This is a genomic window from Sneathiella sp. (assembly GCF_029233945.1).
Lineage (GTDB): Bacteria > Pseudomonadota > Alphaproteobacteria > Sneathiellales > Sneathiellaceae > Sneathiella.
Genome location: NZ_JARGOQ010000014.1, coordinates 38,818 through 53,215, shown reverse-complemented (window position 1 = coordinate 53,215; position 14,398 = coordinate 38,818). Strand labels below are relative to the sequence as shown.

General features: G+C 55.3%; 17 protein-coding genes. 9 read left to right on the top strand and 8 right to left on the bottom strand.

Annotation, left to right across the window (positions count from 1 at the left end):
- From P1U71_RS06720 to P1U71_RS06710, 3 genes are all read left to right on the top strand, one after another.
- On the top strand, window positions 1-684 hold a 684-nt coding region (locus P1U71_RS06720), incomplete at its 5' end, for a hypothetical protein (RefSeq protein WP_301104797.1).
- Window positions 681-1,664 (top strand): tetraacyldisaccharide 4'-kinase, encoded by a 984-nt coding sequence (lpxK, locus tag P1U71_RS06715; protein ID WP_301104796.1) that lies wholly within the window; start codon window positions 681-683, stop codon window positions 1,662-1,664. The genes P1U71_RS06720 and lpxK, both read left to right, overlap by 4 nt.
- A 3-nt stretch (window positions 1,665-1,667) precedes the next feature.
- Window positions 1,668-2,537 carry a hypothetical protein gene (locus P1U71_RS06710; RefSeq protein ID WP_301104795.1) on the top strand — a complete coding sequence of 290 codons (870 nt, stop codon included), beginning with the start codon at window positions 1,668-1,670 and terminating at the stop codon, window positions 2,535-2,537.
- A gap of 9 nt (window positions 2,538-2,546) precedes the next feature.
- Here the strand turns inward: P1U71_RS06710 and P1U71_RS06705 are convergent, their stop codons facing one another.
- Window positions 2,547-3,614, bottom strand: coding sequence for a Glu/Leu/Phe/Val dehydrogenase dimerization domain-containing protein (locus tag P1U71_RS06705; protein ID WP_301104794.1), 1,068 nt, complete (start codon window positions 3,612-3,614; stop codon window positions 2,547-2,549).
- A gap of 221 nt (window positions 3,615-3,835) precedes the next feature.
- A complete protein-coding gene (locus tag P1U71_RS06700) occupies window positions 3,836-4,945 on the bottom strand; it encodes an NAD(P)/FAD-dependent oxidoreductase (RefSeq protein WP_301104793.1) in 1,110 nt (369 codons plus the stop codon).
- A 75-nt stretch (window positions 4,946-5,020) separates the two neighbouring features.
- Here P1U71_RS06700 and P1U71_RS06695 point away from each other — a divergent pair, with 75 nt between their 5' ends.
- From P1U71_RS06695 to P1U71_RS06675, 5 genes are all read left to right on the top strand, one after another.
- Window positions 5,021-6,019, top strand: a complete 999-nt coding sequence (locus tag P1U71_RS06695) for a DUF3179 domain-containing protein (RefSeq protein ID WP_301104792.1) — start codon at window positions 5,021-5,023, stop codon at window positions 6,017-6,019.
- 149 nt (window positions 6,020-6,168) lie between these two features.
- On the top strand, window positions 6,169-7,050 hold the full coding sequence (locus tag P1U71_RS06690) for a division plane positioning ATPase MipZ (protein WP_301104791.1): 882 nt from the start codon (window positions 6,169-6,171) through the stop codon (window positions 7,048-7,050).
- 31 nt (window positions 7,051-7,081) lie between these two features.
- Window positions 7,082-7,405 carry an ArsR/SmtB family transcription factor gene (locus tag P1U71_RS06685; RefSeq protein ID WP_367281141.1) on the top strand — a complete coding sequence of 108 codons (324 nt, stop codon included), beginning with the start codon at window positions 7,082-7,084 and terminating at the stop codon, window positions 7,403-7,405.
- Window positions 7,406-7,510: 105 nt separating this feature from the next.
- Window positions 7,511-8,563, top strand: a complete 1,053-nt coding sequence (locus P1U71_RS06680; RefSeq protein WP_301104789.1) for a permease — start codon at window positions 7,511-7,513, stop codon at window positions 8,561-8,563.
- Window positions 8,564-8,778: 215 nt separating this feature from the next.
- Complete coding sequence (locus P1U71_RS06675) at window positions 8,779-9,147, top strand: hypothetical protein (RefSeq protein WP_301104788.1); 369 nt, start codon at window positions 8,779-8,781, stop codon at window positions 9,145-9,147.
- Window positions 9,148-9,257: 110 nt separating this feature from the next.
- On the opposite strand, the gene P1U71_RS06670 is transcribed toward P1U71_RS06675, so the two are convergent.
- Both P1U71_RS06670 and P1U71_RS06665 read right to left on the bottom strand, forming a co-directional pair.
- Entirely contained in the window at window positions 9,258-9,650 is a 393-nt protein-coding gene (locus tag P1U71_RS06670; protein WP_301104787.1) for a hypothetical protein, read from the bottom strand.
- Window positions 9,650-9,898, bottom strand: coding sequence for a hypothetical protein (locus tag P1U71_RS06665; protein WP_301104786.1), 249 nt, complete (start codon window positions 9,896-9,898; stop codon window positions 9,650-9,652). Before P1U71_RS06665 ends, P1U71_RS06670 begins: the two co-directional genes overlap by 1 nt.
- A 113-nt stretch (window positions 9,899-10,011) precedes the next feature.
- Here P1U71_RS06665 and P1U71_RS06660 point away from each other — a divergent pair, with 113 nt between their 5' ends.
- A complete protein-coding gene (locus P1U71_RS06660) occupies window positions 10,012-10,395 on the top strand; it encodes a VOC family protein (protein ID WP_301104785.1) in 384 nt (127 codons plus the stop codon).
- Window positions 10,396-10,401: 6 nt separating this feature from the next.
- On the opposite strand, the gene pgmG is transcribed toward P1U71_RS06660, so the two are convergent.
- The 4 genes from pgmG to P1U71_RS06640 form a co-directional block, all read right to left on the bottom strand.
- Window positions 10,402-11,781, bottom strand: coding sequence for a phosphoglucomutase/phosphomannomutase PgmG (pgmG, locus tag P1U71_RS06655; protein WP_301104784.1), 1,380 nt, complete (start codon window positions 11,779-11,781; stop codon window positions 10,402-10,404).
- Window positions 11,782-11,816: 35 nt separating this feature from the next.
- Window positions 11,817-13,124, bottom strand: a complete 1,308-nt coding sequence (locus P1U71_RS06650; RefSeq protein ID WP_301104783.1) for a UDP-glucose/GDP-mannose dehydrogenase family protein — start codon at window positions 13,122-13,124, stop codon at window positions 11,817-11,819.
- 37 nt (window positions 13,125-13,161) lie between these two features.
- Window positions 13,162-14,043, bottom strand: coding sequence for a UTP--glucose-1-phosphate uridylyltransferase GalU (gene galU / locus P1U71_RS06645; protein WP_301104782.1), 882 nt, complete (start codon window positions 14,041-14,043; stop codon window positions 13,162-13,164).
- Between the two features lie 71 nt (window positions 14,044-14,114).
- Window positions 14,115-14,398: DnaJ domain-containing protein (locus tag P1U71_RS06640; protein WP_301104781.1), on the bottom strand; the 284-nt coding region annotated here is incomplete at its 5' end.

The window sequence follows — 14,398 nt, the reverse complement described above, 5'->3', positions numbered from 1 at the left end:
GCGCATTCTGTGGAATGTTTTGGTAACCTCAAATTCGCGGCAGGAGCATTGCCCGTTGATCCGGCGGCGCTTGACAGCATGATGACTGCTGCCGCCGCCCGGCCGTTCTGGCTCGCTGCCAGTACCCACCGGGGGGAGGAGGAATTTATCCTTGCGGCGCATCGGCAGCTTCTGCAGACTTATCCCGATCTATTGACTCTTATCGTTCCGCGCCATCCGGAACGGGGCGGAGAGGTCGCAAAGCTGGCGGCGGAACTGGGGATTGCGGCGGCGCGGCGATCCGAGGGCGCGGAGATTGGCGCGAAAACGCCAGTCTATATTGCGGATACCATTGGTGAGCTTGGCCTCTTTTACCGGCTCTCACAGATTGTCTATATCGGCGGATCGCTGGTGCCGACGGGTGGCCAGAACCCGCTGGAGGCGGCGCGGCTTGATTGTGCGCTGCTTCATGGCCCGCATATGGAGAACTTCGCCGATGTGATGCAGAGTTTCGAGGAGCATGAGGCGAGCCTCACCGTGACCGATGCGGAAACTCTGGCGAAGACCGTTGGGGACTTGATGGGCGACCCGGCGCGGCGCGACGAATTGGCGGCGCGCGCGGGCAAGGTCGTTTCGGGCGGCACGGAAACACTCCAAAAGACGCTTGCCAAGGTGGAAAACCTCCTTAACGGAGGGACGCGATGAAAACACCGCAATTCTGGCAGGGTGACAGCAAAAGCCTGATGCCCGCGCTGTTGACACCGGCCGCCTGGCTTTATGGTGGGATCAGCCGTTGTCACCGCGCCCTTCAAAAATCCGCACGGGTTTCCACGCCGGTGATCTGTGTCGGTAATGTGGTGGCTGGAGGGGCAGGCAAGACGCCGGTTGCTGTAGAGATCGCCCGAATGTTCCTGACCGAAGGGAAAAACCCGCATTTCCTCAGCCGGGGATATGGCGGGAGCCTGACGGGCCCGACCCGTGTTGTGCTGGATGTGCATAGCTTCCGGGAGGTCGGGGATGAACCATTGATCCTTGCCGAGACAGCCCCGACATGGATCGCCAAGGACAGGGTTGCCGGGGCGCGCGCTGCGACGGAGGCAGGGGCGGATGTGATCATCATGGATGACGGTTTTCAGAACCCGTCGCTTGAAAAGGATCTCTCGCTCCTCGTGCTGGATGCGGGTTATGGCGTGGGGAACGGGCGGTTGATCCCGGCAGGGCCGCTGCGGGAGACTCTTGCCGCCGGGCTTCGCCGGGCCAATGCCGTAGTGCTTGTTGGCAATATTACCGATAATGATATAAAAAACCAGTTAAATAATTTTAAACCGGTATTTAATGCAACTATTGTTCCGCGCGCTTCATCCGCGGGGATCAGCGGTGAAAAGGTGGTTGCTTTTGCGGGAATTGGTCGTCCTGAGAAATTTTTCACTAGCCTGAGAGAGGCTGGTTGTGAGTTAATAGAATGCTTTAGCTATGCTGATCATCATATTTATAATAAAGATGAAATTATGAATATGGTTGAGCTGGGCGCTGCGCAGAATGCCGCACTTGTCACCACCCGAAAGGATTATGTCCGGCTGCCGGTGGAGGCAAAAATGATGGTCTCCGTTTTTGATGTGGATATGGCATTTGCCAACCCGGAGATGCTTCGATCTCTTCTTTTGTCGGTTCTAAAAGAAGGGTAATGCATGACAAAAAAATATCTCAAACATCATCTGGAGTGGGTCGTCGTCAAAGTTGCCGTCGCAATTTTTCGCCTGATGGGCCAGTCACGCGCTGCCCAATTTGGAGGATGGCTCGCCCGGAAGATAGGGCCGCGGATGGCTGTCCATCGTCTTGCGCGGGAAAATATGCAAAAGGCGTTGCCCGATCTTACCGGACGTGAAATCGAGGAAAATCTCTTACGGATGTGGGAGAACCTTGGCCGGAATGTCGGGGAGATTCCCTTCAATCGCGCGATCCTGGATGATACGGAAACGGTGGAGATTGTTGGCGAAGAATATTTGACCGCTCATGTCGAAAATGGCAAGCCGGCCTTTTTCGTGACCGCCCACTACGGCCCCTGGGAGCTGGTGGCGCTAGTGGGGCGGCGGTTCGGCGCGCGCGCGACCGGTATTTATCGCGCAGCGAACAATCCGCTGGTGGAGGAATATTTTCAGGCGATGCGCGCCGATCCCAACTATAGTTTTGTGCCCAAGGGGAATGAGGCCGCGCGGATCATTCTGAAGGCGGCGCGGAATGGCGGGGCGATTGTTCTTCTCAATGATCAGAAGCTGAATACTGGTGTGGCCATCCCCTTCTTTGGGCGTGATGCCATGACGGCGCCTGCGGTGGCGGAGATTGCCTGCAAGATGGAGGTGCCGGTCTATCCGATGCGGGCCGAGCGATTGGAGGGCGGTCGCCGACGCCTCACCATCTATCCCGCCCTGGATATCCTGCCGACAGGCGACCGAAAGGCGGATGTCTTTGCGCTTTTAAAGGCGATCAATGAGACTTATGAGCAATGGATAACCGAGCGGCCGGACCACTGGTTCTGGGTCCATAACCGCTGGTCCTGATTTAATCCGTTAGCTTGCGAGAGCGAGTTCTGCCTTTTCATTACGAACGCGTTCCAGCCGCTCCAATGCGATTTTATCGGCAATCTCGGCGGTTGCTATCTGTTCACGTTTGGCCCGCTCGAAAATACTGAGGCAGGTATCATGGATGCCCGCGACCTGCAGCATGGCCTTGTCGCGGTCAAAATGCGGTCCTTCATGGCTGATGATGATGATGCCGCCCGCGTTGATCGCGTAATCCGGCGCGTAGAGGATGCCCTTGTCCATCAGCGTCTTCGCATGGCGATCTTCGGCGAGCTGGTTATTGGCGGAGCCCGCAATGACTCGGGCTTTTAACCGCCCGATAGTGTCGTCATTGAGGATGGCACCGAGCGCGCAGGGAGCAAATACATCGGCGTCCTGATCATAGATCGCATCAATGGGAACAGCAGTTGCATCGAGGTTCTTCACGGCTTTCTCGACGGCCGCCTCATGCGGGTCGGCGACAATCAGTTCAGCCCCGGCGTCCTTTAACAGCTCACAGAGGCCATAGCCGACATTGCCAAGGCCCTGCACGGCGACCTTAACACCGACAAGATCGCTTCTGTTCAGTTCAAACTCGACCGCGGCGCGGAGACCGTGGAAAACGCCCCAGGCTGTCGCGGGCGAGGGGTCGCCACTATTTCCTTCGGTAATTCCGGCGATATGGCGGGTGGTCCGGCGGGCGACTTCGAGGTCCGGAACCGTGGTCCCGACATCTTCCGCCGCGATATAGGTGCCGCCCAGTTGATCAACCGCGCGGCCAAAGGCCTCAAACAGCTCCGGCGTCTTGTCGGTGCGGGAATTGCCGATGATGACGGACTTTCCGCCACCGAGGTTAACGCCTGCGAGGGAGGATTTATAGGTCATCCCGCGCGAGAGGCGGAGGACATCGGCAAGAGCCTCTTCTTCGCTGTCGTAGTTCCACATGCGCGTGCCGCCAAGCGCCGGGCCGAGCGTTGTGTTATGAACGGCAATAATTGCCTTCAGACCTGTTTTCTGATCGTGAAAGAACAGGACGTCTTCGTGATTATCGAACTCTTTTGCAGAAAATACTGTCATGGCAAGTCCCAAAAAATATTTAACGAATATAGCCTCGTGACCTTGATATTTTCTTAAAATTGCCTGAAATCAATTCAAATTTTATCAGTTTTGCAAGTTCGCAGCATCCTTGCGCCAAATTCAGGAAAGGATTTGCATAATTTCCAACGGCTTGGATGAAAAGCAATAAAAAATCCGCCTAAAAACGCGGATTTGGAGGAATTGCAGTTAATTTCAGCGATTCACAGCCGATCCGTCTGGCGGAGCATCTCCATAACGGTCTCGCCGATTTTAAGGCTAGAGGTTAGGCCGGGGCTTTCCATGCCGAACAGATTGACCAGCCCCGGAATGCCGTGTTTTTCCTCGCCTGAGAGCATGAAATCAGCCGGCGCGCCCTCCGGCGTCTGGATCTTTGGACGGATGCCGGAATAGGCGGGGATGAGGCTGTCATCGGGGAGTGCAGGGAAATAACGGCGGATTGCCTCATAGAAATCCGCTGAGCGGGCCGGATCGACCTCATAATCGATATGATCGATCCATTCCTGATCTGGGCCGAAGCGGATCTGCCCGGCGAGATCGAGGGTCACATGAATGCCGAGGCTCGCCGTATTCGGCACCGGATAAATAAGATGGGAGAAGGGCGCGCGCGCCGTCATGGTGAAATAGCTGCCCTTGGTCAGATATCGCGTCGGGATATGGGCGGGGGCGAGGCCGGAAATCTTCGCGGCCAACCCTTGCGCTGAAAGTCCTGCCGAATTAATGAGATTTTGGCACCGCACCGTCGTCCCCCCAGCGGTGACTGTGAACCCTTCCGCCATTCTCTCAGCCGTCTCGAACGGGGTGTTATAGGCGATGGCGCCACCGTTATCCTCAATCTCGCCGACATAGGCGAGCATGAGTTGATGGCTATCGATAATGCCGGTGGACGGGGAGAGGAGCGCTGCGGTGCAGTGAAGCGAAGGCTCCATCTTTTTTGCCGCGTCACGCGAGAGATATTCGATATCGTCAACGCCATTGGCCGCCGCCTTCGCCGCGAGGCCCTCAAGGGTCGCCAGTTCTTCCTCCGATGTGGCGACGATCAGCTTGCCGCAATTTCTGTGGGGAACATGGCGGGTGGCGCAGTACTCGTATAACCGTGTTTTCCCTTCGACACAGAAGCGTGCTTTCAGGCTGTCTTTCGGATAGTAAATTCCGGCATGAATAACCTCGCTATTGCGCGACGACGTTTCCTCCCCGAAATGGGCGGCCTGCTCCAGAACCAGTACGTCCTTCCCCGCGACCGCAAGGGTCCGGGCGATGGCGAGGCCGATAACGCCCGCGCCAACCACGATATTTTCAACATCCATAGCCATAGCCGTCCCTAGCAGTTTTTGTTTCATTCACAAAGGGTTGATTTTACCTCGATCATCGCGCGCATAAAATGAGGCATGCGACAGATTTATGCCCTCCTTATCCTGTGCTTTCTCGCGTCATTCCTCGGGGCTGCGCCAGCGACGGCAACTCCGGAACTATGGGCCAAATTCTGGCCAGACACGGATTTTTCGAAAAGCGAGGTGCCCTTTGACGAAATCCGCAATGGCGGCGTACCGAAGGATGGTATTCCGGCGATTGATAATCCGTCGTTTATTCCGGTGTCGGAGGCTGATCACCTTAAGCCCACGGAGCCGGTGATTGGCGTTGTCGTCGAGGGGGAGGCGAAGGCCTATCCGCTGCAGGTCCTGATCTGGCATGAAATCGTGAATGATGAGATCGGCGGCGTGCCCATCGCGGTGACCTTCTGCCCGCTTTGTAACGCATCGCTCGTGTTTGATCGTCGCATAACCCATCCTTCAAGAGGGAATATGATCCTCGACTTCGGAACGACCGGGAAACTCCGTCATTCCGATCTGATTATGTATGACCGGCAGACGGAAAGCTGGTGGCAGCAATTTGTCGGTCGGGCGATCATCGGGGAACTTGCCGGCATGGAGCTCAGGATGCTGCCGGTGAGAATCGAATCCTTTGCCAGGTTCAGGGAAAGGATGCCAAGCGGCCAAATTCTTGTTCCAAATGAGAAAAATTTTCGCCGTTACGGAACGAATCCCTATCAGCAATATGACAGTGCCTGGCAACCTTTCATGTATAACGGAGACTTGCCGGAAAATATTCCGCCGCTTTCGCGGGTCGTTGTCGCGGACGGGCGCGCCTGGGCACTTGATTTCCTGCGAGAAGAAAAGCGTATTGAGACGCCCGATGGCCTCATTCTTGAGTGGGAGAAAGGGCAGAATTCTGCGCTTGACGCGGCGCTGATCGGGGAGGGGGTCGATATTGGCAATGTGACGGTGCGCCGTCGGACCGAGACGGGATATAAGGATATTCTCTATACGGTTGATTTCGCCTTCGCCCATTATGCTTTCCACCCCGAGACGCGGATCATCGTCGAGTGACGAAGAATTTCCTTTTCCGTCAACTTTTTGTAAATGCGATCAGGATATGATGCTTGTCTTGTACCGGTGGCTGGTTTACTAAATTACCGCATCATATCAGATGCTGGAAGCTAGGTGCGGCGGTGAGAATTGCTGGGGGCAAATAGAACGTGTCAAACGTGACAGTGACTTTGGACGACTCAAATCCTGAAAAAGAAGAACAGCCCACCCGCGCGCATATTATTGTGGTCGGGAATGCGAAGGGCGGGTCCGGGAAATCCACAACCGCCATGCATATTATCATTTCGCTGCTGACGATGGGTTTCAAGGTCGGCGCCATTGATCTGGACGGCAAGCAGAAAACCCTCGGGCGCTATATCGAGAACCGGCAGAGCTTCATTGCGAAGAAAAACCTTCAGCTGCCGATGCCGTCGCTTAAGGTGATCGAGCCGAGCCCGAAAAAGAATATGGACGAGGCGCAGACGGATGAGCGTGCGCGATTTGTCGCGGCACTTCAGGAACTTGTCTATGAAAACAACTTTGTCGTTGTTGATTGTCCGGGCGCTGACAGCTTTATCTCGAAACTCGGTCATTCCTTCGCCGATACGCTGCTGACCCCGATGAACGACAGCTTTATCGACCTCGATCTGCTGGCGACGGTCAATGGTTCCAGCCTGGAGGTTGAGAAGCCGAGCTGGTACAGCGAAATGGTCTGGGAACAGCGCAAACGCCGTGCACTGATCGATAATCACAAGATTGACTGGGTGGTCATGCGTAACCGGCTTTCCCATACGGATGCCCATAACAAGCGCCATATCGAGAAAATCCTGAAAAAGCTGGCGGCGCGCATTTCCTTTCGGTCGGCCCCTGGCTTTGGCGAGCGGGTGGTGTTTCGCGAACTGTTCCTTAAAGGGCTGACCATGCTCGATTTGAACAAGAAGGGCGTTGGCGTTAAAATGTCCATGAGCCATGTGGCGGCGCGCCACGAATTGCGCCATTTGATCAAGTCGCTGAACTTGCCGGGCCTTGAAGACAAGGTAGAAAAACTATAGCCGCAGTCCAGCGTGAAAGAGACCCAAGATGATGGAGACTGAAGAAGCTGCGGTTGCGCTCGCGAAGCTTGGTCATCCTGTCCGACTTAGGATTATTCAATATCTGGTGCAGGCAGGGGGCGCGGGTTTGTCCGTCGGTGAGATACAGGCGCTTCTGGATATCCCCGCATCGACCTTGTCCCACCATATTTCCAACCTGATCAGCGGCGGCTTGATCCGTCAGGAACGCGAAAGTCGCACGTTGCGCTGTTTCGTCAATTATAAAAAAGTGGAAGGGCTGGTTGAGCTTCTGACCGATAAATGCTGCATGGGCATTGACCTTCCGAAGGCAGAGATCATTACCGAAGGCGGCTGATCAAGCCATAAATCTCATATTTCGACAATTATCGAAATAACTGCTTGCAATATTTCGAGATGGATGTTATCTGTTTATAAATTCGATAAATCTGGAAATATAGATATGTCCATTAACGAAGCTCTCCAAAGCCTGTCTCACAGCCGGTCCCGTTTATGGGCCCTGTTAACTGATCGCGTCATTCTTGCCGCACTTTTTATTGTCCTCTTGTTGGCGATTGTCGATCCTGCCAATCTCCCTGTCAGCCTTGCCTTCTTATGGGATGCGGTTGTTGGCATGGCACCTTTCTTCGCCATTGCTATCGGCCTTGCCGCCTATTTCTCGGCAACCGGTGCCGATAACCTGATCGCGCGGGCCTTCTCCGGATCTCCCATGACGGCGATCGCCGCCGCGTCGGTGGTGGGGGCTCTGTCGCCCTTCTGCTCCTGCGGGGTTATCCCGCTCGTCGCCTCCCTTTTGACGGCCGGGGTCCCGCTCGCGCCGGTGATGGCCTTCTGGATCGCCTCCCCGATCATGGATCCGGAAATTTTCGTGCTGACCTCCGTCGGGATCGGGTTTGAATTTGCGGTCGGTAAAGCCGTGATTGCCATTGCGCTGGGCCTGTTTGCCGGGTCAGCCGTATATCTCCTGCAGCAACGGGGATGGGCGCTTGATCCGTTGAAGGGGGAGCTTTCGGGCTGCCGCAAGAAAATTTCGCTCACCGGCCCGGTCGATGTGCAGTGGAAATTCTGGCAGGAACCGGAACGCTCGCGGCAGTTTGCCAGCGCGGCGGCGTCCAACGGTTGGCTGATTGGTCGCTGGTTGATCCTCGCCTTCCTCATCGAAAGTCTGATGGTGACCTATATCCCCACCAGCTTTATCGAGGCATTTGTCGGACAGGATAATCTCTTCGCCATCCCTCTTGCCGTTCTGGTCGGAATTCCAAGCTATCTGAACGGATATGCCGCCATCCCGCTGGTCAGCGGGCTGATCGATCTCGGTATGTCCCAGGGTGCGGCCATGGCCTTCATGACAGCCGGGGCGGTTTCCTCCATCCCGGCGGCGATTGCGGTCTTCGGCCTGGTCAAGAAGCCTGTGTTCGGTCTGTATCTCTTCCTCGGCATTTCGGGGTCGGTCGTGACCGGTATCGCCTGGCAGCTGCTGAGTGAATCTTTTTAAAAGGCTCGTTCCTGTTGTCGGATGACGGGCTAAAAGGCCAGGGTGATTTCCCGTAACAATATGAAAAACATAAGAAAAATAATAGCCGGCTCTTTTATTGGGGCCGGCTAATTTAATATTAACCTTTGCCCGATACGCTTTTCATCATAGCGATAGGTCTCCTTATTTTCCCGCCGGGTCAATGACGGGGCGAATTCGCAGAAAAGGAGGAGCGTATGTTAAGCTTTATTAACCATACCAGGCATTTTGCCAGTCGCAATGTCGGCATGCGCTCTGTCATTTCTTTTGGACTCGCAGTGCTCTTTTTCGCAGCCACGTTGGTTTCATTCCAAGTGACAGACGCAACAGCCCAGAATGTGTGCTTTGAGCGAACCGCACTAATGAAGCATTTAGGCGGCAAGTTCGAAGAGGCACCGGTAGCAGCGGGTCTTGCTGCGAATGGAAGCGTGCTTGAACTGTTTTCAAGTCCTGATGGGCTTACCTGGACAATTGTCCTGACCCAGCCAAACGGTGCCACCTGTGTGATGGCATCCGGTGAATCCTGGGTCGGTGTGAAGAAACCCAAGAAAGGCAAAGTCAGCTAGCCGCATATACATGCGTAATAAAAGCGCGTAGCGTCAGGTAAGGCTTTGTGATGTATATGGTTGGGAAGGGCCGGGTCGTTTGATCCGGCCCTTTTTACTGAACTCCCGGATTATCTTGCGGCGGGCAGCAGGAAAGCTTGCCGCGCAAAATCGGAATGCAGCCTTTCGGGCTCGTACCATCTTTCCAGCAGGTTTTTCGAGAACAGCTCCGGGTTTCGTTCGGCAAAGTCCTCAAAATCATCATATTTATCCATCGTCATATGCTCGGCGATCAGGCTCATAAAGGCATAGGTGATCGTTGCGTTGAATTTCCGCGGGGCCCCGGCCTTGGCGGCGAGCGTCCGAATGCCAGTGGCATATTCGAACGCGGCGTCCGTATAGCTGAGATTCCGGAGAAGTTCATAGGCGACAAGAACATGCTCCCGATGGTGAAAGCTGCTGTTGTCCAGCTCGCGCGTCAGGAACGATCGGGTCAGCGCCGAATAGCCAGAGTGATCTATCATCAGTCCGTCTCCTTCATCATATGACTGTCCTGTGCGGTCAGGGTCAGGTCATACACGCTTTTAAGCTGCTCGATTTTCTTGAGAGTCACCTTGGAAAAAGGAGGCTTATTCTCAAAACAGTGCAGCGCCATACCCTCCACCAGATCCCCCACCGTCATATCGAGATGCTCGGCAAGGCCCTTGAGGACCTTCAATATCTTTTTCTCAATGCGGATGCCCGTCTGGACACGTTCAATTGCTTTCGTCATTTTGATATATTGGTACATATATAACAAAATGTCAATTGCGGACTATACAATAATTAAAAATGCACGTAGCTTGCGTCTGGGGCTTTCTGTAGATCAGATAAGAAGGAAAAAAGATGATCGGTTATGTGACCCTCGGGACGAATGATATAGATAAAGCGACCGAATTTTATGAGGCGCTGCTCGGTGAAATCGGGGCAAAGCGCGTTGTCGACGAAGATCACCTGAAAATGTGGAGTGTGGCGCGGGGCCAGCCCATGCTTGGGGTTATCAAGCCGCATGATGGGAAGGTGGCAACTTTCGGCAATGGAACGATGCCGGCGCTTCTGATGGACAGCCCCGAAACGGTGTCAAAGATGTATGCCAAGGCGCTTGATCTCGGGGCGACGGATGAAGGTGCGCCGGGACCACGCGGCGCGGGTCATCTGTTTTTTGGCTATTTCCGGGATCCGGAAGGGCACAAGCTCGCCGTCTACGCACCGGTCAAAGCGAAGGACTGACACCGCCTAGAAAGTGGGGGCGTCCACCTCCGCATTGAGGAGCGCCTGTTGAAGCTGGGATTTAAGGCGGGACAGCCCCGCGTCATCCCTGGCTTCACAGCGCGCAACCAGAACCGCTTGTGTGTTTGAGGCACGCAGCAACCACCAGCCATCCTCTGTATTCACGCGGACACCGTCGATATCCGAATAATCCGCACCGGCCGCCGCAAGGGCATCCTGAATACGGGTGACGGCGCCAAATTTTTCCTCGTCCGGGCAGGCGAAGCGCAGCTCCGGCGTATTGATCATTTCCGGAAGTTCATCGCGCATCTGGTCAAGGGACTGATCGCTGGCTCCGACAATATTGAGCAGGCGCAGCGCGACATAAGGCGCGTCATCATAGCCGTAATAGTGGTCGTTATAGAAGATATGGCCGCTCATCTCGCCGGCGAGGGGGGCATTCACCTCCTGCATTTTTGACTTGATCAGGGAATGGCCGGTCCGCCACATGATCGGCTCTCCGCCGAGATCACGCACCGCATCGAAGAGGATCTGGCTCGCCTTCACATCGGCAATAATCGGCGCACCGGGACTGTTGGCCAGAATTTCCCTGGATAGAATGGCGAGCAGCTGATCTCCCCAGAGAATGCGCCCCTGTCCATCAACAACGCCGATGCGGTCCCCGTCGCCATCGAAGGCAATGCCGAGGTCGGCGTTTACGCCCTTGACTGTGTTGATAAGGTCTTCAAGGTTTTCCGCGACCGTCGGATCAGGATGATGGTTCGGGAAGCTACCGTCAATTTCATCGAAGAGCAGCAGATGAGTGCCGGGAAGCTTGGCGACAATTCTGCGGAGCGCTTCGCCGGTGACGCCATTGCCGCAGTCCCAGACCACATTTAGTTCACGCCCTGCAACAAAATCCTGCAAGATCCGGGCGAGATAATCTTCCATGATGGGATGATCAATGACCTTTCCTGTGCCTTCTTCAAACGGGCCGGAAGCGCTCAAGCGCCCGAGTTCCTGGATTTGCCCGCCATAGAAGGATTTGCCGCCCAGCATCATCTTGAAGCCATTATGGCTTGGTGGGTTGTGTGAGCCCGTGATCATGATCCCGCCGCCAGCCTTCAGGGCGTAGGTGGCATAGTAAAGCATCGGGGTGGGGCCCATGCCGATATCGAAGACATCAATACCGGTCGAGGTGAGGCCTCTCATCAGGGCGGTCTTCAGTTTAGGTGACGTTTTCCGCCCGTCATAGCCAATGGCGACATTCTCATACCCGCCCTGCCTGAGCAGAGTCCCGAAGCTGCGCCCGATGGCTTCTGCATCCGCCTCGAACAGGGTTTCATCGATGATCCCCCGGATATCATATTCGCGCAAAATGGTTGGGTTGAATTCATGCTTGGTCATTGACTGGTACTTCCCGGAATTCCGTTATACTGAACTTAAGTCGGGCGCCCGACGCTGCGATAGGTAAACCCTTTTTGTTTCATATCATGAGGATCATAAATATTCCGTAAATCTACCATGACAGGCGTTTTCATCAGGGATTTGACCCGGTTAAGGTCCAATCCCCGGAATTCATTCCATTCGGTAATGATGACAAGGGCGTCCGCCCCCTCAATCGTGGCGTAGGAACTGTCGCAAAATTCGACGTTATCGAGAAGCTTGCGTGCTTCCCCCATGCCTTCCGGATCATAGGCGCGGATGGCGGCACCGGCCTCGACCAGCGCGGGAATGATATCAAGGCTCGGGCTTTCACGCATATCGTCGGTATTCGGCTTGAAGGTGAGGCCGAGAACGGAAATCTGCTTGCCCGCAACGGACCCGCCGCAGGCATCGATCACCCGCGCGGCCATATCCACCTTGCGCTTTTCATTGATGCCGATGACGGTATCGACAATGCGAAGTGGCGCTCCGGTCTCTACGGAAGTTTGGTAAAGCGCCCGCGTATCCTTTGGAAAGCAGGAGCCGCCAAAGCCGGGGCCGGGGTGGAGGAACTTCGCGCCGATGCGCCGGTCCAGCCCGATGCCGCGCGCGACGTCATGGACATCCGCGCCAACCTTGTCGCACAGATCCGCGATTTCATTGATGAAGGTAATCTTTGTCGCCAGAAAGGCGTTCCCTGCGTATTTCGTGAGTTCGGAGCTTTCCAGGCTGGTAAAGACGAGCGGTGTCTGAAAGAGGGAGAGCGGCCGGTAGATCGCCGACATCATCTCCTGCGCGCGTTTTTCCAACGTGCCAACGATGACCCGGTCGGGGCGCATGAAATCCTCGATCGCGGCGCCTTCGCGCAAAAATTCGGGGTTGGAAACCACATCGAAATCCGCGTCCGGATTGGTCTCGTGCAGGATGCGCTCCACCTCCCGGCCGGTTCCGACGGGGACCGTGGATTTGGTGACAACCACTGTATAGCCAGTGAGGGCGGCGGCAATTTCCTTTGCGGCCGCATAAACATATGTGAGGTCGGCCTGGCCGTCACCGCGGCGGCTTGGTGTGCCGACCGCAATAAAGACGGCGTCGGCACCGGCAACCGCGGTTTTGAGGTCTGTTCCGAATTTAAGATAGTTTGAGCGAGTGTTTTTCTCGATCATCGCCTGAAGGCCGGGCTCGAAAATAGGCACCTTCCCGGCATTGAGGCTGGCTATTTTTTCTGCATCCATATCGATGCAGATCACGTCATGTCCGAATTCCGAAAAGCAGGTCCCCGAGACCAGCCCGACATAGCCTGTCCCAATCACAGCGATATGCATCGCAAAATCTCCGTACTATTAGTCGTGAGACGATATACTACAGCTTATTGGCAATTTTTTTGACAATGGCCGTTAAATCGCTCTTCATGTCATCTCGGTCGAGCGCGAAAGCGATATTTGCCTCCAAAAATCCGATTTTATCGCCGCAGTCATAACGAGTACCGTCAAATTTCATGCCGAAAAAGGGATCGCCGCCGAGCATGGTGGAGAGCGCATCGGTGAGCTGGATTTCATTGCCTGCGCCGCGCGCCTGATTTTCAAGAAGGTCGAAGATATTCGGCTCCAAGATATAGCGGCCAATGACCGCTAGGTTGGAGGGGGCATCCGCCGGGGCGGGCTTTTCAACGAGGCTCTTGATCTCGATCAGGTTTCCTTTTTCCTCGCCCGGTCCCAAAATACCGTAGCGGGACGTATGCTCCTTCGGGACTTCCATCACCGCCAGCATATTGCCGCCGCCGATCTTTTCGCGGGCTGCCGTCATCTGGGCGAGACAGGGAGTGTCCGCCAGGATCAGGTCGTCAGCGAGGATAACGGCGAAGGGCTCATCCCCCACCAGGCGTTTCGCGCACCAGACCGCATGGCCGAGACCAAGCGGTTCCTGCTGGCGGATATAGGCGATGGAGCCCGCTTTCGGCACGCCTTCCTGTATCTCCCGGAGAACATCAGTTTTCTGTCGCTCGTTCAGCACGCTTTCCAACTCATAGGACCGGTCAAAATGATCCTCGATAATGGTCTTGCCGCGCCCGGTGACAAAGATAAATTCCTCGATGCCCGCGTCCCGTGCTTCTTCCACGGCATACTGAATAAGCGGCTTGTCGACGACGGGGAGCATCTCCTTCGGCATGGCCTTCGTTGCCGGAAGAAATCTTGTTCCAAGTCCCCCGACAGGGAACACGGCTTTACGAACTTTTTTTGGCATGCTGATCTGACCCGCTTATTATACTTTGAAATTTATGACATTTCGCCTGCCGCAAAGGCAACCCCTGATTTTCAGCTTTTTAAGAGAACATCCTTTGCCTCATTGAGTTTGGCGGCCATATAGTCGGAACCATTATGGTCGGGATGGAACTTTTTCATCAACCGGCGATGGGCGGATTTGATATCGGAAGTCGAGGCTTTCCCGTCGAGTTCGAGGATTTCAAGCGCCTCTTGCCGGGTCATGGGGCCACCGCTGCTGGCGGCCCGGGCGCGCTCCTCCTTGGCGTGATGTTCATCGTCCTCTGTCGCGAAATCTTCATCGAAATTTCGGGCGATGAAACTCTCCAGAATGGCCA